The organism is Cardiobacterium sp. Marseille-Q4385 (assembly GCF_916618745.1).
Lineage (GTDB): Bacteria > Pseudomonadota > Gammaproteobacteria > Cardiobacteriales > Cardiobacteriaceae > Cardiobacterium.
This window is the reverse complement of sequence record NZ_OU745373.1, coordinates 115,055-139,400: the sequence shown is the minus strand read 5'-3', so window position 1 is coordinate 139,400 and position 24,346 is coordinate 115,055. Positions and strand designations below refer to the sequence as shown.

The following is a 24,346-nucleotide window of genomic DNA, read 5'->3' as shown; positions in this document are numbered from 1 at the left end:
AGACGTTGCAGGCAACGTCCTCTACGGTTTTCTTTCTTCGTTGCAGCGCTGTGCTGTTGAAATAGCTGCCAAGCGGTGTGGTTGCTGGGCCCGCCAAGCGAGGTATAGTCGTCTCAGAACGTGTTCATAGTCTTCGTAGCAGGATTCCCAAGAAAGCCAAAGCTACCATTTGCAGACTGGTACTCAACTTACGCTCGCAGTTTTTCCAAAGCCGCCTGTTCTTTTCCAACCAGGAAAAACTGCGCTCTACTACCCATCGCTTCGGCAATACTGCAAAACGGTGCAATTCGTTTCGTTTGGCAATCTCTACCTCCGCACCCATCAACTCCTGTACCGACGAAGCAAATGCCTTACCCGTGTAACCACCGTCAGCAAGGACTTTTTGTACCGCCCCAAGATTATCCTTGTCACGTTCCAATGCCAGCAGACAGCCTTTTCTATCCGTAATATCCGCCGTCGTTACCGCAATGGCATGCGGCAAACCCTGCGTGTCAACCGCTATATGCCGCTTGATACCGCTCACCTTCTTGCCCGCATCGTAGCCTTTTTCTATGGCGGTATCCGTGTTCTTCACACTCTGCGCATCAATAATCAGGAAAGTGGTTGCTTCATGGCGCCCCTGCTTGCGGCGCTCCGCAACTACCTGATTTTTTTAATGCTTCCTCAAGGATGCTGATGCCACTCTCGCGTGGCTCAGTCCATCTCTGGAAGTAGGAATGCACGGTGCGCCATTTGGGGAAATCGCCCGGCAAAGCGCGCCAGGAGCAGCCAGTGCGTTGCAGGTAGAGAATGGCACAAAAGACATCGTACAAGTCCACCTGACGTGGCGCTGTGCGTTTACGGGCACTTTCCAGCAGGGGGAGGAGAGGCGCAAATTGCTCGCGACTGATATCGCTTGGGTAGGTTTTTCTGTTCATGCCGATAGTTTACAGCAGAGGCTGAGACAATGAACACGTTCTCAGGAGGGCTGACACAAGGCGGCGAGACGGAAGATAGTACAGCTAGTACGCGAAGCTCGCCAATACCGTGTCAATTCTATTTGGGACGACTATATGTGGTGATAGGGTGCATGGCAGAATCAGATGGTGAGCAGGTGGATAATGCAGGCAAGGTTGGCAGTGACGATGCTGTAAAAGGCTACTTTATAGGCAAGCGGGGCGGACTTGCCCGTCGTTGGATACTCGCATTCATCCGGCAGCGGCGTGCCGTGGATGATGGCATGGGTGACAGCGGCAATGTCTTCGCCGTCCCAGTACGAATCTTTGCAGTAGTCAATGTTGACTTTCAGGGTGTTGCCGCAGCGGTCGGCAATGAGCAAGAAGTCTCTCTCTTTGGGAAAATGTCGATCAGGGATAACGTCGTGTTCGTGATGACTGCTGCGGATATCCTGCCACGCCAGATGTAGGGTCGCGCCGCTGAGGCGGGCGAGGTGCAGGCCGTCACGATCAGCATGGGCGCAGATAAGCGAGGTTTCGCCACGACAGATGGCATGGTGGATGCGAAGGATGAGGCGCAACAGGGACCACGCCCCATAGCCGAGGATGGCAACAACGAGCAGGGTGATAAGCCCAAAAACAATAGGCGGATCGGGATAGGCGCGATAGATAGCGACGGCTTGGATGGCAAGGAAGACGAAGAACCAGGCGAACGCCAAGAAGGCTAGGATCGCCAGCAGTGCGTTCCAAATATTGAGGCTGGGCGTGTGCCATTTGCGCTCAACATGGGCGGGTGGTGGCGGCACAGGCGGCGCCTGCTCGTGCAGATAGCCACTGGCGACGGCGGCGATGTCGGCGTAATCGGCGTAGTTGAGACGGCTATCACGGTAAGTACAAGGCTGGCCGTGCTGCGGCGTGATGGTAAGGCGCACGCCCTGTCCGCTGACCTGCGCCAGCTCACACCAGTACCACTGTTGACGAATGCGGCCAAAATAATTGCGGATGGTGAGGCCGTGTGGATCGCAGCTGACGCAGGGTTTGCTGGCGGCGATGCGGTAGCGATTGGTATCGCGGTAGATGGTGTAGAGCACGATAAGCAATGCCGGTGACAGCCAGAACCAGCCCCAGGCGATGAAAGCAGGGCCGAGTTCGTCGCTGTACATGGCGGAGAACGCCATGAGAATGACGGTATAGATAGTAGCGTTGAGGAAGGGCGATTCATCCAGCCAGCGCTGATAGGTGCGACCGCCCCAGCCACGGCTGCGGGGGTCGCTGAGGTTCGGGGTGTAAGGTTTCATAACTTCTGGGCGCGGTAGAAGGCCATAATGGCGGCAACGAGGACTTTATAATTGTCTCAAATAGAACTGACACGGTGTTAGTGAGCCTGACCGGGTTTCCCATAAAAATCGCGTCGTACTGGTTGTGCTGTCTTCGACTCGTCGCCTTGTGTCAGTCCTCCTGAAACGACTATAAAACTTGGGCTCGCCAAGCGAGGTAAAACCTGGGCACGCGTCAAGCGGCGTAATTACTGGTCCCGTCAAGCGGGATGAACGCTGGTTTTTTTATTCCCCCCTTCCGGCCTGCGGCCACCTTCCCGGGTACCCATGAAAAAAATGCGAGCATTTTTTTCATGGGAGCCCCGTCCCCCGCTTGCGGGGGAAGGGATTTTTTCCGTGCAAGGTCCGGGATTGAGCAGTGCGTCAAACGGGATAAAACCTGACCTCGTCAAGCGGCAAAAACACTGGGCCCGCCAAGCGGGATAAACCTGAACCCGTGCCAACGCGTTAGTTGTCTGTCTTCGCCGTGATTTTCCATGCGTGGTGGATGTTCGGGCGGCGGACGTAGTCAAAGTCGATGGTGGCCGCGCTGATGTCTTCGCAGTGGTAGCGCGCGCTGATGGCGGGATCGAGTTTGAAGCTGCGGTAGTTGTTGGAGAAGTACAGCGTGCCGCCGGGGGCGAGGCGCTGCATGCAGCGCTCGATGAGGGTAACGTGGTCGCGCTGCACGTCGAATACGCGCTGTTCTTTTTTGGTGTTGGAGAAGGTCGGCGGGTCGCAGAGGATGAGGTCGTAGCTGCCGCCGTCTTCTGTCAGCCACGCCATCACGTCGGCGCGGATGAGACGGTGGCGGCTGTCGAGTTCGTTAGTGTCGTAGTTCTGGTGCGCCCAGTCGAGGTAGGTTTGCGAGAGGTCAACGCTGGTGGTGTAGGCCGCGCCGCCCAGTGCCGCCTGTACGCTGGCGCTGGCGGTGTAGCAGAAGAGGTTGAGGAAGCGTTTGCCGGCGGCTTCTGCGTGGATGCGGCGGCGCAGCGGGCGGTGGTCAAGGAAGAGGCCAGTGTCGAGGTAGTCGTGCAGGTTGATGTGGTAGCGCGCGTCTCCTTCGTGCACGGTGCAGGTCATGCCGCGTGCGGCCTGTTTTTGGTATTGCTGCGCACCGCGCTGGCGTTCGCGGGTTTTGAGGACGAGGTTGGCAGCGGGGATTTCCAGTACTTGCGGGATGATGTGCAGGGTGTCGAGCAGGCGTTTGCGCGCTTTTTCCGGTGCAACGGTCTTCGGCGCAGCGTATTCTTGCACGTGGACGTAGTCGCCGTAGCGGTCCACGGCAATGGCGTATTCGGGCATGTCCTGGTCGTAGATGCGGTAGGCATCGGTGTCTGCCGCTGCCGCGTGTTTTTGGGCGGCGCGGTTGTTTTTGCGCAGGCGGTTGGCGAACATCCGCGCCTGTTCGTCCACGGGCGCGCCGGGTTCGGCGACGGCGTAGTCTTCGCCTTCGGGCTGTTCGGCGCGGTGGTAGAGGGCGATTTGCGCTTCGATGCTGCCGTTGTACGCCTGGTAGTATTTGTGGCGGCTGAGGCGCAGGCGTTTCAGCATGTCGGTATTGCTGCTGATGACGCCCATTTGCCAGTCGGCGGGGAAGGTTTTGAAGGCTTGGCCGAGGGTGTCGTAGGTGGCAACGAGTTCGGCGATTTCCCCCAGTCGCTCGCCGTAGGGCGGGTTGGTGAGGATGAGGCCGCGCGTGCCGTAGCCGGGTTGGGCGGTGAAGCGGTCAAGCGGGCGGCGTTCCAGGTGCAGGCAGTGGGCGAGGTCGAGGCGGGCCGCGTTTTCGCGTGCAGTGGCAAGCGTCGCGGCATCCTGGTCGTAGCCCCAGACTTTGAGGTCAAGGCGGTTCAGGCCGAGTTCGCGCCGCGTGGCGGCTTCTTCGAGCAGGCGTTTCCACACGGCGGGTTTGTGGCTTTGCCAGTGGGTGAAGCCGAAGCGCTGCCGTTTCAGGGCGGGGGCGATGTCTGCCGCCATGAGCAGGGCTTCGAGGAGGATGGTGCCGCTGCCGCAGAGCGGGTCGATCAGGTTGTAGCCGCTTGCTGCGAGTTGCGGCCAGCCGGCGCGGTAGAGCAGGGTCGCGGCGAGGTGTTCTTTCAAGGGTGCTGCGCCGTGCGCGAGGCGGTAACCGCGCTGGTGCAGGCCGCCGCCGGAGAGGTCAATAGCGAGGGTCAGGCGGCCTTTGCGCAGGTGGGCGTCAACGCTGATGTCGGGGGCTTTCGCGTCCACGTCAGGGCGGCGGTGCAGGGTGTCGCGCAGTTGGTCGGCAATGGCGTCTTTGACTTTGAGCGCGCCGAACTGGGTGTTGCGGATGCCCTGGCCGATGCCGTTGAAGTGGACAGCGAAGGTGTTATCGGCGCTCAGGTGTTCGTCCCAGGCGATGGCGCGGGTTGCGGCGTAGATGTCATCGGGGTTTGCCACTTCGCTTTCGCCCAAGTGCCACAGGACCCGGCTCGCCACGCGTGACCACAGGCAGAGGCGGTAGGCGGTTTCAAGGTCGCCCATGCCGCTGACGACGGCGACGCCCTGGCGGATGTTTTGCAGGCTGAGGGCTTCGGCTTCTTGGGCGAGGACTTGTTCGCTGCCTTTGGCGCAGGGCAGGACGAGGGGCTGTTGCATGAGGATTCCTTGTGATAAGCGGGGAAAGGGCGGGCATTATCGCGCAGTTTGGCGGCAGCGGTGTGGGCGGGTTCGGAGCGGTAGTGAGCGTTAAGCGGGAGAGATAGCGGGTTTATGGGAGAAGGATAGGGCAGGGCGCCAGGCGGGTACAACGGATTTTTGGGTGGCCGCCAAATAGGGGGCATCACGCGCCTTTTTCTTCGTACCGTATCAGCGCGTCTCTACCGTACTCCTGCAAGACGGTGGCGATTTCTTTGCCGGCTTTTCTTTCAGCAATGCGGAAAGGCAGCGTTATGAGCACTATCGCTCCGATAACGGCCCCGGCTTCTTTGCCGAGGAGGATGGCAAACAAGGGACAGCCCAGCAGGAGAAGCGGCGCGATGAAATCGTTGTAATCACTGTAAGTAGCGCTGAGGTCAATCACAGCGGGCCGTTCGTAATTGGGGGCACCGTATTTTTTGATGACGCGCATGCGGTCGATAAGGCCTTCTTTTGTCTTGCCGCCTTGCAAGACGATTTCTGCGATGTCCTCCCACGGGATATCGTCTTCATCGGTGTAGCAGTAGTAGTGGATGCCGCCCGCATTGATGACCAGGTATTCCCGCCGCTGGAAGGAGAAAAGCCAGCGCCGCACCCAGTAGCGGTAAATGCCGTAGGCGGGCAGAAGAAATACGCCAACGGCGAGAGCTATGGCTCCCAGTGTTACCAGCAGCGAGCGTTCGTAACTGCTCGCCCATAAGCCATAAAGGATTCCCACGCCAATGATGAGTAGCACCATCATGCAAAAGAGCATGGTGACGCCCAGACGGGCACGGAAATACCAGCAGTATCCTTCTCGTATAGGCGGCATGATTGTCTTGGAGATGCCGCCCCCTGCTGTCGGCAAGGGACGGTTTGTTGATGGCTTATTCTTCGATGACGATACGCGCGTTCAGCGGCTGTACCGGGCGGTTATTCGCCTGACCGATCATGGCTTCCATCGCTTTGAATTGGGCTTCGCTCGCTTCAACCGGGGTCTTGAAGACGATCCAGTTCACCCCTTCGCTGCATGGCGGTGTGGTGAGCGAGCCGTTCAGGCGGAAGTGGTTCTGGTCTTTAGGGAAGAGGGCAGCGATGTCGAGTTTGTCGGCAATCGCGGTTTTTTCGCCCGCTTTGAGCGGTTTGGCAAGAAGCGGTGCGAGGGCGGCGTTTTCTGCGCCTTTTTCGAACATGACACCGATGACGGCGAGTTCACCACGCTCATTCTGATGGACGAAGTGCACTTCCATCGGGAAGTATTTGCTGAGGAAGGTGTGTTCGCTCGGCGTGTGGAAGTGGAATTGCTTCAGGGTAAATTCTTCGCCGCCCAGTTTCAGGGTTTTGACGGCGTCCGTGGGCGTAGCCTGGATGGTATGGCCGTTGTTTTCCACGGAGTAGGCGAGCGGCGGATAGGTCGCTTCAACGCTGTTGTCGCCTTTGGCGTTAGCCGAGGAAAGATCAACCGGGGACTGATTTTTACCCAGTTTGCAGGTGACAAATGCCGGGCTGAGTTCGCCCCAGTGAGTGGGATCGTCCTTGCCGGTATAGGACCAGTGGGGCTGCCCTTCGCCAGCGAAGGCAGAGAGGGATACGGCGCAGAGCGCAGCGAGCGCGGTGTGTCGCAGTTGCATGATGAAACCTCATGGTTGTCGTGAGTTTGACCCCCGCGCGGTTTTTAAACCGCTTGGGGGAAGCCTTATCCACCTGTAAAAACGGCCTGGCCGGCGGGTGCGCGGTCAGACCGTTTACGGGTGGATAATTGGGTGGGAATTATGCAGTTTGCAGCATTTTTTATCAACGACCACTCACGTTTTCCCCCGCCGATTCACAGTGCAATACAGCCGCCCCACACCGAGGCGGACGGTAATTTTCTCGCCCGGCTGCACGGCATCGCTGCGGCTCACCACCTTGCCTGTGCTGTCGTAGGTAACGGCGTAACCGCGTTCGAGGATGTTAAGCGGGCTCAAATTGTGCACGGTTTGCATCAGGTGGTGCAGGCGGCTTTGTTCCTGCCGCTGGCGGAAGATGACGGCGCGGCGCATCCGTGTATCAAGTTCGTCCAGACGCTGGCGGATGCGCTCGAAGTAACGCGCGGGCTGCTGCTGGTTAATGCGGTGGTCGAGATGGTCAAGCCGCATCCGCGCCCGTTCCATCTGCCGGGTGACGGCGCGGTGCAGTTGTTCGCCCAAGCGGTGCAGGCGCTGCGCTTCGCCGCTCAAGTCGGGGCAACTTTGCTCGGCGGCGGCGGTCGGCGTCGGCGCGCGCAGGTCGGCGGCCAGGTCGGCGAGGGTCACGTCCGTTTCGTGTCCCACGCCACTGATGATGGGGATTCGGCTGGCGGCGATGGCGCGGACGAGATCCGGGTCGTTATACGCCCATAAATCTTCGGCGCTGCCGCCGCCCCGGATGAGCAGCAGCGTGTCGCATTCGGCGCGGCGGTTGGCCGTGTGTAGACGGCGGATGAGCTGCGGCGGCGCTTTGGCCCCCTGCACCAGCGACGGATAGAGGATGACGGATACCAGCGGGTTGCGGCGGCGCAGGGTAGTAATCGCATCATGCACCGCCGCGCCGCTCAGGCTGGTGATGATGCCGATTTGCCGGGGATGACGCGGGATGGGGCGCTTGTTCGCGGCCAGGAAGCAGCCTTCCGCTGTGAGCATTTCCCGCCGCCGCTGCAATTCCGCTTCCATCGCGCCGACGCCCGCCGCCTCAATCTGGTCAAGGATGAGCTGGTAACCGCCGCGCGGTTCGTAAAGCGTCGCCCGCCCGTGTACGCGCACGGCAATGCCATTGGCGAGATTGCGCGCCGGCAGGCGCAAGCCGAAAGTGCTGCCGCGAAAGAGGGCGCAGGCGACCTGGGCATCGCTGTCTTTCAGGGAAAAATAGATGTGCCCGGACGCGGGGCGGCTGAGGTTGGAAATCTCGCCTTCCACCCAAAGATCGCGGAAATCACCTTCGAGCAAGCGGCGCACATGGGCGTTGAGCTGACTGACGGTGTAGGTGAGGCTCATGCGGCGGCGATGAAAAGGGCGATGATGCAGAGCAGGTTGACGCCGAAGAGCACCGAACGGGCAAGCGACTTGTCGTGGATATAGCAGAGGACGAAGGCGATGCGGCTAGCGACAAAGAGCAGCGCCCAGAAGTTGATGACGCCTTGTGCCGCCCCGCCTGTTACATGCGCGATGATGACGGCGGCAGCAAACGGCGGGAAGATTTCATAGCTGTTACGCTGCGCCGCATCCGCCCGCGCCGCTTTGCCGCTCAAATTGGCGAGAAAGGCACGCGGCTCGTGGTTATCGGCCATTGTGAAACCGCCGAGACGCTTGGCATAAGCGGCGCAGAGGATGGGCAGGAAAATGGTGATGAAAATGCACCAGTAAGCGAGGGTCATGGGGGCTCCTTAATTGCCAGTAAAAAGAGACGCTAACATAACACTTAAAGACCGTCTAAAAAATAGCACAGGTATCGGGACAGGTTATATAAACGTCTTAAACCAGTTATCCAGGAAAGCCATTTCTTCCTCTGTATGAAACCAATGTTCACCATTATTCATGACGGTTAGACTGGCGCCCAGTTTATGGGCAAAACTTGTTATGATTTCTAATGAATTTAGATTATCGTTCTCTGCGTAAAGAATATTGGTTGGGATATGCCAGTTTATGAGATGATTTCTCACATAAGAAAGATATTCCCAAGATAACGTTTCTCCAAAGGATGTCTCGATTACCTTTTCTTTGTGCAGTTCTTCCTCTGTTACGTTTGACCAAATCATGATGTTCAAAATCAATTTTTCCATGTCAACGATGGGCGATATGAACATCGCCTTTTCAATAGGTTTATCCGCTAGCGATAGCATGGCGTAATAAGCACCGATACTATTTGCTATCAAGAAAATCTTGCCATATTGCGGCGCGATAAAATCAAAGAATTTTGGCAACTCCTCCTTGGTATCCCAAGGAAAATCCGCTTTGTAATCAAAGCCGATAATGTCATATTCATTGCTAAAGAATTTTTTATAGTAATCGGCTTCTTTGGCATTTCCGCCTTTGCCATGTATGTATATCACGGCGTTTTTCATTTTAATTTCCTCGATAAAAAGCGGCACAGTCAGCCCGGTAGCAGGAGCATGGACGGGCTATTTTTGCTTTTGGTATCAGGCGTTCTCAGCGTTCAAGTTTGGCCGATACATTCCCCGTACCGACGGCGGATTTTAAGTTGGCGACTTTGTCGATTTTGCCAAGCCGAGTGTAGCGGTACGGCGTAGCGAAACTTTCGTAGAAGATGACCAGGCTGTTGCCCTGCCAGAGCAGGATATCGCCCGCTTCGATGCGCCCAACGGCTTCGTCGTTGGCAGGCAGAGCCTGCGGCAGCGGGCCGATTTTTTCGTTGCGGTTGTAGTCGCGCAGATTGAGGGTGAGCGGCCGTTGTTGTTGCAAGGCGTCGGCTGCCGGGGTATCAGCGAGGGTGGCGGTAAAAGTTTGGCCGTTGAGGGTGATGTTCATGGTGTTCCCAAAGGCGATGTTGATACAGAGGGCGGCGGCGAGTAGTAAGGTTTTTATGGCATTCTCTATTAAAAAGCCGCCTTTGCGGGCGGCTTTTCTGCTTATTTCAGGTTCTTCTTGAAGAACTGCTCGAATTTGTCGAAGGGAATCTTGCCCGTGGTGTTGTCGTACAAATCGGTGTGGTTCGCGCCTTTGACGATAAACAGCTCTTTATCCTGGCTGTCCAGCGACTTAAACGCGTCCTCGCTGAAATAACGCGAGTGCGCTTTTTCGCCGTGCACTAATACTCCTGCACCGCTGTCAATACCCTGCAATTCTGCGAGACAGCGCAGCATCTGTCTATAACGCCGCAGGTGGTGACGCGTCTCAACGCCGCCCGCTTGAACAACGTGGAAAACCAGATCGACATTGGCTTGCGCATCGGCAGCGAACCGGAGCCGTGGATGGTTGTGCGCCACCTCGGCTACACCCGCGAATTGCTGGTGGCTGCGCCGTCGCTGGTGGAAAAATTGGGCACGCCCGCCGACCTCGACGATCTCCTCGCCCGCTACCCCACTGGCAACCAGATCAATATCAACACCGGCCGCTCCTGGGGGTGGTCGATCAGTGACACGGTGCAGGTCATGCCGAAAACCCCGCGCTTTATTTGCGACGACGCTTACAGCGAACTGGCGGCGGTGCTGGCGGGGGCTATCTGTGCCCTTATCGGCGATAGTTATTGCTGGCCACACCTCGCCGCCGGGCGGCTGGTGGAACTTCTGCCCGAGCTGGAACGCTACCGCTGGCCGGTCTTTCTCTACCGTCCGCAACGCAGCATCACCAGCCCGCGCGTCCTTGCGGTTTTCGACTGGTTGACGGAGATTATCGGCGGGATGTACGGCGGGGATAATGTTGCGGGCAGGGCGCGTCTTTCGTAATGGATGCTTGAATGGGGTTGTGGGTGCGGATTTCTTGGCAAAGCGGCGATAATGCGCACTTTCCACGCTTTTCCGCTGAGGTTGCCCATGAGCATTTATGAACTGAAACCCAAATTTCAACAGCTGTTGCGCCCGCTGGTGCGGCAGCTTTATGCGCGCGGGGTCACCGCCAATCAGGTTACGCTTTTTGCCTGTTTGATTTCCGTCGGTTTCGGTATTGGTTTTGCGCTGGCACCGCATTGCGCCCGTGTCTTTATTTTGCTGCCGCTGTGGCTCTTTCTGCGCATGGCGCTGAATGCGGCGGATGGGATGCTGGCACGCGAGTTCGGGCAGAAGTCCCGTCTCGGCGGTTATCTCAATGAATTGACAGACGTCATCGCTGATGCCGCGCTCTATCTGCCTTTTGCCCTGATTGCGCCGTTTGGCCCGCTGGTCATCGGTTGTTTTATTTTCTTCGCGGCGCTGACGGAATTTTGTGGCGTGCTGGGGCAGGTACATGGCAACAGCCGCCGCTATGACGGCCCGCTCGGCAAAAGCGACCGTGCCTTTGTCATCGGCGCACTGGCGCTGTGGTACGCCCTGGCGGGGCAGTTGCCCGCGTGGATGCTATGGCCAATGTGGGGGCTGGTTGCCTTGCTGGTTGTCACCTGTGTGCAGCGGGTGCGGCTGGGTTTGCGCGATTGAGCGATAGTCTAAGAAGCCGCATAGGCTACAATCCTCTCCGTTTTTCACCTCGCAATAAGGAATCCCCATGAACGAACAGCAAAAGACTTTCACTACCAGCGACGGCACGTCACTTTTTTACCGCTACCGCCCCGCCAAAGACGGCAGCACGGACAAGGCCATCGTCCTTTTCCACCGGGGGCACGAGCATTCCGGTCGCCTGATGTTTGTCGCCGACGAGCTTGGTTTCGACGACTTTGCCTATTTCGCCTGGGACGCGCGCGGGCACGGCCACAGCCCCGGCGCGCGTGGAGATTCGCCCAGCGTCGCCCGCTCCGTCGCCGATATTCAGGATTTCATGCGGCACATTGAGCGCGAATACGGCATCCGGCTGGAAAACATCGCCGTCATCGCGCAAAGCGTCGGCGCGGTGCAAGTCGCCGCCTGGTTGCACGACTACGCTCCGCCGGTGCGCTGCGCCGTGCTCGCTTCGCCTGCGTTCAAGGTCAAGCTTTATGTTCCTTTCGCGCGTAGCGGCCTGCGCCTGCTCTACAAACTGCGCGGCAACTTCTTCGTCAACAGCTACGTCAAGGCGCACTACCTCACCCACAACAAGGCGCGGCAGGACGATTTCAACCGTGACCCGCTGATCGTTCGCCCCATCTCGGTGCGCATCCTGCTCGGCCTCTACGACACCGCCGACCGCGTCGTTGCCGATGCCCAGGCCATCACCACGCCGCTGCAACTCTTTGTCTCCGGCGACGACTGGGTGGTGCACCACAAACCGCAACACGACTTCTACAACCACCTCGGCAGCCACATCAAAGAGCGCCACATCCTGCCTGGCTTCTATCACGACACCCTCGGCGAAGAGCAACGCGAGCTGGCCTTCGCGCCCATGCGCCGCTTCCTGCGCGAACGCTTCGCCGCACCGCCGCACAGCGTGGACGTGACGAATGCGCATCTCGCGAGCGCCAGCCGTATCGAGGCCGACGAACTCGCCACGCCGTTGCCGCGCTACTCGCCGCGCGGGCTGTATTGGGCGTTCTACCGCGCCATGATGCGCCTCGGCGCGCGCTGGAGCGAAGGACTGCGCATCGGTCGCGACACCGGTTACGATTCCGGCAGCACCCTCGATTACGTCTATCGCAACACCCCGCAAGGCAAAAACGCCATCGGCCTCGCTTATGACCGCCACTACCTGAACGCCATCGGCTGGCGCGGCATCCGTGAGCGCAAAGTCAACATCGGCAAAGCCATCGCTACCGCCTTCGCTCAACTGCGCGCGGCGGGCAAACCCGTGCATGTCCTCGACATCGCCTCCGGGCATGGCCGTTACGTGCTGGACGCGCTGACGGATAAAGTCAGACCCGACAGCGTCCGCCTGCGTGACTACAGCCCGATCAACGTCGCCGCCGGACGCGCACTCATCCAAGAACGCGGCCTGCAAAACCTCGTCAGCTTCGACGAAGTCAACGCCTTCGACCGTGCCAACTACCAAAATCTCACCCCGCGCCCGACGCTCGGCATCGTCTCCGGGCTACACGAACTCTTTGCCGACAACGACCTCATCCAGGAATCCCTCATGGGCTTCGGCGACGCCATCGAAAGCGGCGGCTACCTCATCTACACCGGCCAGCCCTGGCACCCGCAGCTGGAAATGATCGCCCGTGCGCTTACCAGCCACAAAGCCGGCAGCCCGGACTGGGTCATGCGCCGCCGCAGCCAGCAAGAAATGGACCAACTCGTCGCCAAAGCAGGTTTCCGTAAAATCCACCAATGGATCGACGAATACGGCATCTTCACCGTGAGCCTGGCCGTCAAAGCATGACCCCGGCCCAAGAGCGCCTGCTACGCCAGCGGCAAAACGCCCTGAACCGCCCGCAACGGGCGGTGTACTGGGCGGCGACACTGACCGTCAACCTCGCCGGTTGCGGCGCGCTGCTGCTGGTCATGATGTGGCTGAACACACCACAAAACCCGACGCACCTGCCGCGCCTCCTCGCTTGCGCCGCCGTTCTCTTTACCCTCATCAATGCCGCGCCGCTGCAAGTGCACTGCGCAGGAAAATGGCGACAGCCGCGCCTCTTGCGCTGCGGCTGGGGCAACCTGTTGCTGCAAGCGTTGCTGGTACTTACCTACACCCTGAGTGGCGGTACCCTGAATATCCCGCTCTATGCTTGGCTGATAGCCGCTATCGCCTCGCTGGCGATGCTGATTGGCGGCTGGTGGCTGCACCGGCAACTGCCGCGTAGTTAGGCGATAGGCGTAAACCCAAGATGATCCGTCACGATAGATCCCCGGCGTCTGGTACGAATATCCGTTCTCCCTGGCCTGCGGACAGGGTTCGCGATAAATGTCTTTCCCATCCGCACGGAGAATCCCATGCCCCGTCTCTACATCGTCCCGCTCCTCACCTTGCTGCTTATGTCGCCGCTCATTGCCGCTCCGCTGCATTATTTTCGGGAAGACGACCGTGTTGGCCTGAAAGACGAGGCGGGGCGAGTGCTGGTGCCCGCCCGCTATCCCGATATTGGCTGGACAGTGTACGACGAGGATCCGCAGGGCGGAGAAATCGAATTTATCACCAGCATTCATCAGCCCCGCGCCGCCGACGATGCCCCGGCCTGGGCGGCGGGCGATATCTATGACCGCGCTGGCCACTACCTCTACTCGCCCATTTCTTTTGACAACGGTATGGATTACTGGGAAGAAGGCTACCGCCGCTTTATTGAGGACGGCAAAGTCGGCTTCGTTGATGGCAACGGACGCAAAGTCATCCCCGCGCAATACGCCGCAGCCGACCCCTTCTCGCACGGCTATGCAACCGTCTATACCGGTAACTGGCGCACCAAATGGATCGATGGCGGCGAACACGCCGTGCTGGATGCCGTTGATCACAGCGCACAAAGCCACATCATCAACCAAAAAGGCGAAACCGTGCGGGGTAAGGCGCAGCCGACCTCGCCGACAGACGTGAGAATTGACGGACGCTACTACCCCTATCCCTTTACCCACAACCCCTTCGAGCAGTACATCGTGGCAAAGCTCAACGCGACCTCAGCGCTGAGCGAACTGGCGTATTACGACGACGGACGCCCGGGTGATGGCCGCAGCCTCGCCTTCGTCATTACCGCCCGCCCCAGCCGCACCAACCCCTACTACCTCATAAGTGCCTACGAATACGACGACGAACGCCAACCCTACCGCAACGAAGAACTGTCCCGCATCGTCGCCGACCGCGAAGGCCGTCTCTACTACCGCGCCTGGGGTGAAAACACACTGATACCGCTGAAAACCTGGCTGCGCGACGCCCTGCACGAAGTCCGCACGGACATGGTGCAACACCGCGATGGACTCAATCGCTTCGATGTCGAACGCCGCCTGCGTGAACTGCCGTTGCAGTGGTTTTAGACGCCTGCTGCTTATGCAGAAAAGCGGCACAAAAAAACTCCCCAGTGGGGAGGCTTTTTTGTCGCATGTGAAAACCCGCCAAGCGGGATAAATTGCAGCTTCCGCTTACTGACCCAGTCGCGCCAGCAGCGGCTGCAAATCCTGCTCGCGCCGCGTGCGGCGCAGGCGGTCGGTGGTAATCAGCGCCTGCAATTCCCCGGCCGCTTGCGCAAACACCTCGTTGACAATCACAAACTCAAACGCGCTGAAGTGGCTGATTTGCTCCTCCGCCTCCGCCATGCGCTTTTCCACCACCGTAGGGTTGTCCTGACCGCGTGCGGTCAAACGTTCGCGCAAAGCATCCAGCGACGGCGGCAGCAGAAACACCGACCGCGTATCCGGGCGGCGCGCCATCACCTGCTGCGCACCCTGCCAGTCGATGCTCAAAATCACGTCCTTGCCCGCTGCAAGCAGCGCGTCTACCTGTGCCGCCGCCGTACCGTAAGCATTGTGGAAAACCTGCGCATATTCGAGAAAACCGTCAGCATCGATCATCGCCTGGAAGCGCTCGGGCGGGACAAAAAAATAATGCACGCCCTCGATCTCGCCGGGACGCGCCGGCCGCGTCGTGTGCGACACGCTTTCGACCACATCATCCAGCACGCGCACCGCCTCGGCAATCAAACTCGTTTTGCCGCCGCCGGACGGCGCAGCCACAATCCACAACTGACCCTGCATAAAACCCTCTGAGACATGAAAAAACGGCGCGTACTTTATCACCCCGCCCGGCGGCATGCGGCGAAAAATACCGCCTCGCGCGGGCTACAAATATGCGTCTGTTCATGGATGGCGTTCATACCCTTATCTCTCACAGTCTCACAGGGCGGGGATTTTTCGCACCAAGCGGGATAAATGACGTCCCTGTTTTTTCACACACAATTCACGCTTACTTCAAGCAGTATTCCTGAGTAAAGCGCATAGTGCACGTTATATTGATTGGGAGGCATTATGTTTTTTCTCTTTTCGGTGTATGGCCGTTTTTTATTAGTCTATATTTTGGGAGCAGGATTATTAACTAGTGCATTAAGCGTGTTGATGCTCTATTTTCTGACCCATCTGCTGGTAAGCAATAGTGAGCCAATTTATATTGTGGCTATGGTTAGGATGATATGGAAACTATCATTAGTGCCGATAATTTTAGTAGCTATACTCGCTGTGTCATTACGTTTGCGGCGCTCTTTTTGGCATGGCACCCTACTAATAACGGCAGCAGCATCCATCAACTTCATCTATATCCTGTGGATATCTCCTATTTATATATTTGATGTTCTAGATAAAGATTGCTGGAATTTTGCGTTGTTTGTGAATGCTATACTGTATATCCTCTGCTGTGCTATGGCGACAGTAGGATTTATTTTTCTCTTACCGAAGATAACGGAAGATACTCCTTTAGCAGATAAAGATTTACAAAGACGAATAAATCGGTGCTATGGGTTGTTTATTGCAGCGGTTTGCCTCTTTTCTGGTGCTAGCGGTGGCATGTTTTTTTGGCTGATTACCGGCACAATGGAATCCATCCGTCATGCGAGATGGACTTTTGATAGTGGCATGTTGATGGCGTTTATCATGATGGGCAGCATGGCTGGTCTGCCTTCCGCGCTAATTACAGCCTGTTTTGCCGTAGTCTGCAATCTGCGGCGCAATTTGGCCGGCATATTTACCATGCTGCTTAGTGGCGCAGTAATAGGCATCTTGTGCAGCCTGTGTGTTATTTATGATGACGGCCTTTTTCGCATTCCTTGGCAATTTGTTGCTGGCGGTGGCATTGCCGCCTTCCTCTTTGTCTTTATATTGCCGCGCGAAACAGATAGCGTCAAAAGTGGTATTGCTTCAGAAGTGGCGCGACGTTTACTAGCAGTATTCGTATTCGGCGGTACTTTGTTATTTGCTACATTATCGCAGCTTGCGTATTTTGCGATATACAGAGAGCAGTTTCGTTGGTTATCACTAATGGAGCAATTTATCAGCGTAGCGCAATGGAGTGCTGTGCTGTTGGCAGTAACAGCAGGATTTATCATGATATTACCTATTTCTATGCACTGGGTTGTGCTACTGTGCATGGGAATTATAATGGGTAGTGTGTTATATTTTTTGGATATGCCTTTTGTGATGGCACTGGTTTTAGGTACTGCTTTATGGTTAATCTTATGGGGAGCATACCGTATCTTACAGCCAGAGATTGCTAACAGCATGGCCGTTCAGGATTAGTGTTCCATCGTATATAGTTGGGTAATATTATTTTGCATTCTGATTCTTCTTGTGCAGATAGTAAGTATAACCTGATACCGCCGGGATAAAAATACAGAAGGAAATAAAATTCCTATTCCATTCCAGTCCATATTTTACTTGCAATTTTGGATAAAGGTAATTCCATAAGATATTGAAGGCTATAGAAAATAAAAAGCCAAAAATAAAGCCATGCAACCACCCGCCGGATGATTTTTTCTTTGCTTCCATGATTCACCTCTTTGCCTGTTTGCGAGATACAGGAATGGATATTAGAAGTAAATTTTTTGCCCTGCAACCCGCCACCCAGTCGCAGCGCTACAATAGCCGCCTCACTTCCATCAGGAACTACCATGACCCTCTATTACCAAGGCGCGCGTATCTTTCATGACGGCGTCATGTTGCACGACCACAGCCTGCTCGTTGACGGTGGCAAAACCGTCGCCATCATCGCCGACAGCGACCTGTCCGTTGACGCCCCCGTGCGCCGCCTGAACGGCGGCATCCTCAGCCCCGGTTTCATCGAAACACAGGCAAATGGTGGCGGCGGATATTTGGTGAACGCGCACTGCGACGCAGAAGGCCTCGCGCACATCCTCGCCGCGCACCGCACCTATGGCACCGTCGCCATGCTGCCGACCTTCATCTGCGACACGCAGGACAACTACCTGCGCGGCATCGCCAGCATCGCCGAAGCGAGCCGCCATGTGCACGGCATCCTTGGCGGGCATTTCGAGGGGCCGTTCATCCATCCGGAAAAACACGGCACGCATGATCCGCGCCTCATCCGCGCCCCCGATGACAAAGACTTCGCCTGCTACGAAAAACACGCTGCCGACCTGCAACACAGCATCATCTCGCTGGCGCCGGAACGCGTCCCGGCGGGCACCGTCCGCCGTATCCGCGAGCTTGGCATCCGCGTCAACGCCGCGCACACCATGGCGGCGAAAGCCGATATGCAGCGTGCTTTCGCCGAAGGTCTCGGCGGCGTGACCCACCTCTATAACGCCATGCCGCCGCTGGTCGGTCGCGAACCGGGCGTTATCGGCAGTGCTGCCGAACTGCGCCTCTACTGCGGCATCATCGCCGACGGTGTACACGTTGACCCCTTCTCGCTCGCCGCTGCCTGCAAACTCATCGGCAAAGACCGCCTTATCCTCGTCACCGATTCCATGCACACCATCGGCACGGATATCCGCGAATTTACCCTGCCGGGCGGGGTGCGCGTCTTCGTCGAAAAAGACCGCTTGGTCAACGAACACGGCTCGCTCGCCGGCGCGCACGTCACCCTGCTGCAATGCGTGCAAAACGCCATCCGCTACATGCACCTCGCGGTAGAAGACGCGCTCGGCATGGTCATCACCAACCCCGCGCGCTACCTTGACTGCCCTGATCTGGCGCGCATCACCCGTCGCGATGTGAACGACGTGCTGTGGCTGAGCGATGCAATGCAGTTGCAGGCATTGCCGACCACATAACATCATCCCGCTTCACCACAACCAAGAGAGGTCCTTATGAAAACCACAACACCACTGACGATTGCCTTGCTCTCCCTCAGTGTTCTCGCCGCCTGTGGCGGTGGCGGTGGCCGCGAAAACTTTATCGCACCGCCACCGCCGGAAACCCCTGCTATGCCGGAGGCCTCGGATAGCTCGACCGCCACCCCGGCGCCGACGACGGAAGATCCGCGCAGCTATTGGACCAAAGAGCGGATGCAAAATGCCCAACCCGCGCCAATGCCGGGAATGCCATAGATACTGGTGCCGTCAGGCGGCGTGATTACCGGATTTGCCGCTGATGCGATAGCTTCAACCCCTCGGCCATAAAGCGAGGGGTTTTTTGTGATGCCCGCTTCGTACGACAAAACTTTGCCAAGCGACGTAAATACCGAATCCGCCAAGCGGTAGGTTTTGTCACTGCGCTGGTTGTTTGCTGCCCCCATCCCAACCCTTCCCCACGGGGGAAGGGCTTTGTTTGTGCCAAGCGGTATCAATACTGGGCTCGCCAAGCGGTATAAATACTGGCCTCGCCAAGCGGCGTAAATACTGGTTCCGCCAAGCAGGATAAATATCGGCCCCATCAAGCGGGATAAATACTGGGCTCACCAAGCGGCGTAAATACTGGTTCCGCCAAGCGAGCACGGAGAAGTTTTTGTCGTGTAGAAGGGTGTCCAAATAAAACGAGGTCGTGGTGGCAAATAGAAGCGATGCTGTGCCGGCATTGTCTCGTCTCTTTCCTGTCTAAAGTCACTATACTTTGCGCCGCTTGTTTAACCGATATAAAGGCAAAAGATCATGAAGCAGAAACTGTATGCGGCATACGGCAGCAATTTGCACCTGGCGGATATGCGGCAGCGTTGTCCGCAGGCGGTGCGTGTCGGCCAGGCATTGCTTGGCGGCTATGCCCTGCATTATCGCGGCAGGCCGGGCAATGTGATGCTGACCATCGAGCCGCAGGCGGGTGGTGTGGTGCCGCTGGGTATCTGGGCGGTCAGCGCTGCCGATGAGCAGGCGCTGGATGTCTATGAGGATTTTCCCGATTTGTACGGGAAGGTGACGATGACGGTCATGCTGCAAGGCACAGACGGCAGCGAGTCGCCCGTTGAGGTGTTTCTTTATGTGATGGTGGATGGGATGCCGCATGGGCAGCCCGCCGCGCATTATGTGGAAATCTGTGAAATTGGCTATCGCGATTTCGGCTTCGATGTCAATATTTTGCACAACGCCGTGCGCAGTTGATGTTGGTGCCGAAAAACTCCGCCCCTGCTCACCAGAGCAGGGGATTTTTTCAGCATGAATGATATGAATGACGCGTTTTTTCGCTCAAAAAACAGGAAATTTCCCAAGAAAACGCAATAATCCGCCTGTATTTCACGCGCAATTCCACAATTTCTTGACAATTTTGTAATGAAAGCGCATATTTCCACACTAATTTCACACATTTCGCCGTATCGGCGCATCCTTGCAGGAGGTAATCACCCATCACGCAACCGTTTCTATGCCCCTTATGGCACAACCTCTTTCTTTTTCTTTATCTGATTTAGGAGTTCTCCCATGGAAAATGCCCAACATTTTCTGGATGCGCAGCAATTATGGGTGCTTTCGGGCATTCTGGTGATGGTGGTCGGTCTGGCCCTGCGTTTTAATGCGCTGTTAGTTGTTATCGTCGCCGGTTTTGTTACCGGTCTTGCCGCCAAAATGGGCGTGCGTGAGATCGTTACCATCATTGGCGATGCCTTTATTAAAAACCGTTATATGTCGTTATTTGTGCTGGTATTGCCAGTAATTGGTCTTGCCGAGCATTACGGCTTGCGTGAACGCGCGGAAATTTTGATTGGCAAATTGAAAGCCGTAACTGCTGGGCGGATATTCAGCCTTTATATGTTTATCCGTCAATGTATCGTTGCTCTCGGCGTATCGCTGGGCGGCCACCCGACCTTTATCCGCCCGCTGATTGCACCGATGGGCGAAGCGGCAGCGCTGAAAGGGAGGCAGGCTTCCAAGGAAACACTGGACCGCATTCGCGCCCAGGCAGCCGCCAGCGAAAACTACGGCAATTTCTTCGGACAATTGCTGTTTGTCGCTTCCGGCGGATTATTGCTGATTAAAGGCGTATTGGAGCAAAACAATCTGCCCAGCGAATTGGAGACGATGGCGTTCTATTGCCTGCCAACAGCGATCATCGTTTTGCTGCTGGCCATTATCCGTTTCTATCTTTTCGACAAATCCATTGAGAAAGAGATTGCCGCTTATAACGCGCAAGGCTCTCATGCTGATACTGCTACCAATAAATCCTAGGATACTGCCATGAAAGAAGAAAGTATTTCCCTGCTTCAGCTGAAAAGCGTGATTACTCTGGATTATGTCTATATCTTTTGCGCCATTTATCTGCTGATATTCGGCATTTTGACCATTGTTGACCGCAAGAACCCGAAACGGATTGGCACAGCGGTATTCTGGATTGTTTATGCCATTACCTTTTACGGTTGCGATCATCTCGCCAAACTGACCGGCCTGGCTGCCGGGGAAATCGCTGGCTGGCTGGTCATCCTGATGGCGGTCATCGTTGCCACCAAGCAACTGGGCAAAGGCGAATACAAGGAAGCTGCACCAGCCGCGAAACTGGCCGCCGCCACGCGCCTCGGCAACTTGCTTTTCATCCCGGTGCTCGGCGTCGGTGTGCTCACCTTTTTCATCGCCTGGCCGCGTATCACCGACCTCGGCGCGCTCATCGGCTTCGGCGTTGCTGCGTTGCTGTCGCTGCTGCTTGTGTTCCTCATCACCCGAGGCTCGCCGCTGCAATCCTTCCATGAAGGCCGCCGCCTGCTCGATGCCATCGGCTGGGCCGCCATCCTCTCGCAATTGCTCGCCGCTCTCGGTACGCTCTTCGACAAGGCAGGTATTGGTGGCACCGTTTCCTATATCGTCGCGCAAATCGTGCCGACCCATATCGGCTTCGCCGTCGCCGCCGCTTACTGCATCGGCATGGCCTTCTTCACCGTCATCATGGGCAACGCTTTCGCCGCCTTTGCGGTGATGACGACCGGCATCGGCATCCCGCTCGCCATCCAGCTGCATCACGCCAACCCGTTGATTGTCGCACCGATTGCCATGCTGGCCGGTTATTGCGGCACGCTGATGACGCCGATGGCCGCCAACTTCAATATCGTCCCGGCGGCGCTCCTGGAAATGGACAACAAATACGGCGTCATCAAGGCGCAAATCCCGATGGCGCTCATCATGCTCTGCGTCAATATCCTTCTGATGTACTTCCTTGGCTTCTGAATAACGAGGTAAACCATGAAAAAACTGCTGATTACCGGCTTCCAACCCTTCGACGGCGAATCCGTCAACCCCGCGCTGGAAGTGGCGAAAGGCCTGCAAGGCAAAACCATCAACGGCTACGAAGTCATCGCGCGGGAAATCCCGGTGGTGCGTTTTGAGGCGCTGAAAGCCGTGCAGGCGGCGATTGAAGAATTGCAGCCCAATGCCGTCATCACCATCGGCCAGGCGGGCGGCCGCCCGGACATCACGGTGGAACGCATCGGCATCAATATTGACGACTTCCGTATCCCCGACAACAAAGGCAACCAGCCGATTGATGAACCCGTCGTCACCGGCGGCCCGGTCGCCTACTGGGCAACGCTGCCGATCAAAAAAATGGTCGCGAACGTCAAGGCGCAGGGTATCCCGGCCAGCGTCTCCAATTCGGCCGGCACCTACGTCTGCAACCACCTGCTCTACGGCCTGCTGCACTACCTCACCACGCAAGGCAAAACGGCCATCCCCGCCGGCTTCATCCACATCCCCTACCTGCCGGAACAAATGGCGGTGCGCAGCGGCAAAGACGCGCAAGTCGCCACCATGTCGCTCGATACCCTGCTCAAAGGGTTTGAAGCGATGATTGCGGCTTTGGATTAAGCGGCAGCCACGATAAAAAACTCCGCCTCAGGCGGAGTTTTTTTATCAGTGTTCACGCGGCATTCATTCGGGATTTGCATCTGTTTGCAGCGCTTTTTGTGCACAGGATTGCAAATAGCCAAATCGTAACGACCCCGCAAAGCATAGTGGCTACCATGCGGCACCTCACCCATAACCGGAGAACCTCCATGACAACTTTCCGCAGCGCACTTTTAACTGCCGCCCTGTTTGCCGGCAGCGCCGCCATCGCCGCCCCAGTCAAATACGACATCGACCCAACCCACTTCTACGTGCAAATCGGCGTTTCCCACCTTGGCTATAGCACCATTCCCGGTCTCTTCAAAGACGTAAGCGGCAGCTACACCTACGATAGCGACAGCGGCGAAATCAAAGACGTGAGCGTGACCGTCAAAATCCCTTCGCTGGATACCGGCTTCGGCGAGCGCGATGAACACCTGCAAAAATACCTGGAAAGCAGCGAATACCCGGAAGCCACCTTCAAATCCACCGCTTGGAAAGACGGCCAACTCACCGGCGATCTCACCTTCCACGGCAAAACGCAAAGCATCACCGTGCCGGTTAGCAAAGTGGGCGAAGGCAGCGACCCGTGGGGCGGCTACCGCAGCGGCTTCAGCACCGCCTTTGATCTGAAGCCCGCCGATTACGGCGCCAATATCGAAGTCGCACCGCTGGTGAAGGTCAGTGTTTCCGGCGAAGGCATCCGTGCCGGTGACAAGAAAGAAGCGGCGAAGTAATAAGGCTTCGTCTGAATAAGAAAAACCCCGCCTGAGCGGGGTTTTCTTTTGCGCGAAATTTCAGTTTAGATGTGCGCCAAGCGGCGTATGTCGGGTGGTGAAAGTGAAGAAATGCATGGCAGACTGAGTTTCGCTCTGCACTATCCCGCAACTACCCCGCTCTTGGCATTTACCGCTGTGCCGGTTTTACACTGTGTGGCATCCTGCGCTCTAAGAGCGTGTTCATAGTCTTCGTAGCAGGACTCCCAAGAAAGCCAAAGCGACCATTTGCAGACTGGTACTCAACTTACGCTCGCAGTTTTTCCAAAGCCGCCTGTTCTTTTCCAACCAGGAAAAGCTACGCTCTACTACCCATCGCTTTGGCAATACCGCAAAACGGTGCAATTCGTTTCGTTTGGCAATCTCTACCTCCGCACCCATCAACTCCTGTACCGACGAAGCAAATGCTTTACCTGTGTAACCACCGTCAGCAAGGATTTTTTGTATCGCACCAAGATTATCCAGCTCGCGTTTTAATGCCAAAAGACAACCTTTTCTATCCGTAACATCCGCCGTCGTTACCGCAATGGCATGCGGCAAACCCTGCGTGTCAACCGCTATATGCCGCTTGATACCGCTCACCTTCTTGCCCGCATCGTAGCCTTTTTCTATGGCGGTATCCGTGTTCTTCACACTCTGCGCATCAATAATCAGGAAAGTGGTTGCTTCATGGCGCCCCTGCTTGCGGCGCTCCGCAACTACCTGATTTTTTTAATGCTTCCTCAAGGATGCTGATGCCACTCTCGCGTGGCTCAGTCCATCTCTGGAAGTAGGAATGCACGGTGCGCCATTTGGGGAAATCGCCCGGCAAAGCGCGCCAGGAGCAGCCAGTGCGTTGCAGGTAGAGAATGGCACAAAAGACATCGTACAAGTCCACCTGACGTGGCGCTGTGCGTTTACGGGCACTTTCCAGCAGGGGAAGGAGAGGCGCAAATTGCTCGCGACTTATATCGCTTGGGTAGGTTTTTCTGTTCATGTCGATAGTTTACAGCAGAGACTGAGACAATGAACACGTTCTAAAGCCTTGCAGCGTAAGGGCTACAGCGATTTTTAACACCTATTTTGTCCATTACACCCTAAAAAATCGTGACGGCGTTGCCTCGCCTGACCGGGCCCCATAAAAATCGCGTAGCGATTTTTATGGGAATCCGCCGTACTACCTGTACTGTCTGCGGCGACGCGCCTTGTTACGCTTTTTTATCTATTCAACTATATTTGCGTTCTTCACGTATGCAGAATGCGCTTCACCCAATTCTCAATCGGCGCAATCAGGTAGGTATCGCGCCAAATTTTTTCGCGTGCCGCCCAGCAGACGAGCCACAGTGCGATAAAAAACGGCCAGGGCGCGCGGATAACCGCCAGCCACACGGTGAGGGCAATCGCCCACACCCAGGGGTGGTTGGCATAGAAACGCGGAATGATGATGCAGACCGCGAGGAAAAACATGACCACGATGATGTCCATAGAAACTCCTTCGGAAAAA

General features: G+C 56.7%; 26 protein-coding genes and 1 pseudogene. 13 read left to right on the top strand and 14 right to left on the bottom strand.

What is annotated here, in order from left to right; genetic code table 11:
- Positions 1-124: 124 nt before the first annotated feature.
- The 10 genes and pseudogenes from LG374_RS00750 to LG374_RS00705 all read right to left on the bottom strand — a co-directional run.
- Positions 125-917, bottom strand: a protein-coding gene (locus LG374_RS00750) for an IS5 family transposase (protein ID WP_225755909.1) whose coding sequence is annotated in 2 segments (ribosomal slippage) — positions 125-652 and positions 654-917 — 792 coding nt in all. Because the reading frame shifts where the segments join, the coding sequence is not laid out codon by codon here.
- 161 nt (positions 918-1,078) lie between these two features.
- The gene (locus tag LG374_RS00745) at positions 1,079-2,233 is read right to left on the bottom strand and encodes a hypothetical protein (RefSeq protein WP_225755908.1); all 1,155 of its coding nucleotides are present in this window, start codon (positions 2,231-2,233) and stop codon (positions 1,079-1,081) included.
- A 486-nt stretch (positions 2,234-2,719) separates the two neighbouring features.
- A complete protein-coding gene (gene rlmKL, locus LG374_RS00740) occupies positions 2,720-4,870 on the bottom strand; it encodes a bifunctional 23S rRNA (guanine(2069)-N(7))-methyltransferase RlmK/23S rRNA (guanine(2445)-N(2))-methyltransferase RlmL (RefSeq protein ID WP_225755907.1) in 2,151 nt (716 codons plus the stop codon).
- A gap of 184 nt (positions 4,871-5,054) precedes the next feature.
- A complete protein-coding gene (locus LG374_RS00735; RefSeq protein ID WP_225755906.1) occupies positions 5,055-5,720 on the bottom strand; it encodes a hypothetical protein in 666 nt (221 codons plus the stop codon).
- 55 nt (positions 5,721-5,775) lie between these two features.
- Positions 5,776-6,519 (bottom strand): carbonic anhydrase, encoded by a 744-nt coding sequence (locus LG374_RS00730; RefSeq protein ID WP_225755905.1) that lies wholly within the window; start codon positions 6,517-6,519, stop codon positions 5,776-5,778.
- Positions 6,520-6,693: 174 nt separating this feature from the next.
- Entirely contained in the window at positions 6,694-7,899 is a 1,206-nt protein-coding gene (gene xseA, locus LG374_RS00725) for an exodeoxyribonuclease VII large subunit (RefSeq protein ID WP_225755904.1), read from the bottom strand.
- Positions 7,896-8,279: an MAPEG family protein gene (locus tag LG374_RS00720; RefSeq protein ID WP_225755903.1), complete on the bottom strand. Its 384-nt coding sequence runs from the start codon at positions 8,277-8,279 to the stop codon at positions 7,896-7,898. Before LG374_RS00720 ends, xseA begins: the two co-directional genes overlap by 4 nt.
- Positions 8,280-8,363: 84 nt before the next feature.
- The gene (locus LG374_RS00715; RefSeq protein WP_225755902.1) at positions 8,364-8,966 is read right to left on the bottom strand and encodes a carboxylesterase; all 603 of its coding nucleotides are present in this window, start codon (positions 8,964-8,966) and stop codon (positions 8,364-8,366) included.
- 85 nt (positions 8,967-9,051) lie between these two features.
- The gene (locus LG374_RS00710; protein WP_225755901.1) at positions 9,052-9,390 is read right to left on the bottom strand and encodes a cyclophilin-like fold protein; all 339 of its coding nucleotides are present in this window, start codon (positions 9,388-9,390) and stop codon (positions 9,052-9,054) included.
- 101 nt (positions 9,391-9,491) lie between these two features.
- Positions 9,492-9,725: pseudogene (locus LG374_RS00705) on the bottom strand (alpha/beta hydrolase); the annotation flags it as partial.
- A 21-nt stretch (positions 9,726-9,746) separates the two neighbouring features.
- Here LG374_RS00705 and LG374_RS00700 point away from each other — a divergent pair.
- The 5 genes from LG374_RS00700 to LG374_RS00680 all read left to right on the top strand — a co-directional run bounded on the left by LG374_RS00700 (position 9,747) and on the right by LG374_RS00680 (position 14,384).
- Positions 9,747-10,307, top strand: a complete 561-nt coding sequence (locus LG374_RS00700; RefSeq protein WP_255594343.1) for a LysR substrate-binding domain-containing protein — start codon at positions 9,747-9,749, stop codon at positions 10,305-10,307.
- Between the two features lie 87 nt (positions 10,308-10,394).
- Positions 10,395-10,991 (top strand): CDP-alcohol phosphatidyltransferase family protein, encoded by a 597-nt coding sequence (locus LG374_RS00695; RefSeq protein ID WP_370639319.1) that lies wholly within the window; start codon positions 10,395-10,397, stop codon positions 10,989-10,991.
- Positions 10,992-11,058: 67 nt separating this feature from the next.
- Positions 11,059-12,801 carry a bifunctional alpha/beta hydrolase/class I SAM-dependent methyltransferase gene (locus tag LG374_RS00690; RefSeq protein WP_225755898.1) on the top strand — a complete coding sequence of 581 codons (1,743 nt, stop codon included), beginning with the start codon at positions 11,059-11,061 and terminating at the stop codon, positions 12,799-12,801.
- The gene (locus LG374_RS00685; protein ID WP_225755897.1) at positions 12,798-13,229 is read left to right on the top strand and encodes a hypothetical protein; all 432 of its coding nucleotides are present in this window, start codon (positions 12,798-12,800) and stop codon (positions 13,227-13,229) included. The genes LG374_RS00690 and LG374_RS00685 overlap by 4 nt, the downstream gene beginning before the upstream one ends.
- A gap of 126 nt (positions 13,230-13,355) precedes the next feature.
- The gene (locus LG374_RS00680; RefSeq protein WP_225755896.1) at positions 13,356-14,384 is read left to right on the top strand and encodes a WG repeat-containing protein; all 1,029 of its coding nucleotides are present in this window, start codon (positions 13,356-13,358) and stop codon (positions 14,382-14,384) included.
- Positions 14,385-14,489: 105 nt separating this feature from the next.
- Here LG374_RS00680 and gmk read toward each other — a convergent pair whose 3' ends face one another.
- Entirely contained in the window at positions 14,490-15,101 is a 612-nt protein-coding gene (gene gmk / locus LG374_RS00675; protein ID WP_225755895.1) for a guanylate kinase, read from the bottom strand.
- A 270-nt stretch (positions 15,102-15,371) separates the two neighbouring features.
- On the opposite strand from gmk, the gene LG374_RS00670 reads away from it, so the two are divergent.
- Positions 15,372-16,631 carry a hypothetical protein gene (locus LG374_RS00670; RefSeq protein ID WP_225755894.1) on the top strand — a complete coding sequence of 420 codons (1,260 nt, stop codon included), beginning with the start codon at positions 15,372-15,374 and terminating at the stop codon, positions 16,629-16,631.
- Positions 16,632-16,743: 112 nt separating this feature from the next.
- Here the strand turns inward: LG374_RS00670 and LG374_RS00665 are convergent, their stop codons facing one another.
- Entirely contained in the window at positions 16,744-17,004 is a 261-nt protein-coding gene (locus LG374_RS00665) for a hypothetical protein (RefSeq protein ID WP_225755893.1), read from the bottom strand.
- Here LG374_RS00665 and nagA point away from each other — a divergent pair.
- The 7 genes from nagA to LG374_RS00630 all read left to right on the top strand — a co-directional run bounded on the left by nagA (position 17,003) and on the right by LG374_RS00630 (position 22,824).
- Positions 17,003-18,127: an N-acetylglucosamine-6-phosphate deacetylase gene (gene nagA / locus LG374_RS00660; RefSeq protein ID WP_225755892.1), complete on the top strand. Its 1,125-nt coding sequence runs from the start codon at positions 17,003-17,005 to the stop codon at positions 18,125-18,127. The genes LG374_RS00665 and nagA overlap by 2 nt on opposite strands.
- A gap of 36 nt (positions 18,128-18,163) precedes the next feature.
- On the top strand, positions 18,164-18,403 hold the full coding sequence (locus tag LG374_RS00655; RefSeq protein ID WP_225755891.1) for a hypothetical protein: 240 nt from the start codon (positions 18,164-18,166) through the stop codon (positions 18,401-18,403).
- A 540-nt stretch (positions 18,404-18,943) separates the two neighbouring features.
- Entirely contained in the window at positions 18,944-19,387 is a 444-nt protein-coding gene (locus LG374_RS00650) for a gamma-glutamylcyclotransferase family protein (RefSeq protein ID WP_225755890.1), read from the top strand.
- Between the two features lie 315 nt (positions 19,388-19,702).
- Positions 19,703-20,446 (top strand): DUF969 domain-containing protein, encoded by a 744-nt coding sequence (locus LG374_RS00645; RefSeq protein ID WP_004143432.1) that lies wholly within the window; start codon positions 19,703-19,705, stop codon positions 20,444-20,446.
- Between the two features lie 9 nt (positions 20,447-20,455).
- Positions 20,456-21,433 (top strand): DUF979 domain-containing protein, encoded by a 978-nt coding sequence (locus LG374_RS00640; protein ID WP_004143434.1) that lies wholly within the window; start codon positions 20,456-20,458, stop codon positions 21,431-21,433.
- Between the two features lie 15 nt (positions 21,434-21,448).
- Positions 21,449-22,069, top strand: coding sequence for a pyroglutamyl-peptidase I (gene pcp / locus LG374_RS00635; protein WP_225755889.1), 621 nt, complete (start codon positions 21,449-21,451; stop codon positions 22,067-22,069).
- A gap of 188 nt (positions 22,070-22,257) precedes the next feature.
- Entirely contained in the window at positions 22,258-22,824 is a 567-nt protein-coding gene (locus tag LG374_RS00630; RefSeq protein WP_225755888.1) for a YceI family protein, read from the top strand.
- 222 nt (positions 22,825-23,046) lie between these two features.
- On the opposite strand, the gene LG374_RS00625 is transcribed toward LG374_RS00630, so the two are convergent.
- Both LG374_RS00625 and LG374_RS00620 read right to left on the bottom strand, forming a co-directional pair.
- Positions 23,047-23,839 (bottom strand): IS5 family transposase gene (locus LG374_RS00625; RefSeq protein ID WP_225755887.1). Its coding sequence is split into 2 segments (ribosomal slippage): positions 23,047-23,574 and positions 23,576-23,839, totalling 792 coding nucleotides; the frame shifts between segments, so codons are not numbered across the junction.
- Positions 23,840-24,087: 248 nt separating this feature from the next.
- A complete protein-coding gene (locus LG374_RS00620) occupies positions 24,088-24,327 on the bottom strand; it encodes a hypothetical protein (protein WP_225755886.1) in 240 nt (79 codons plus the stop codon).
- Between the last annotated feature and the right edge of the window lie 19 nt (positions 24,328-24,346).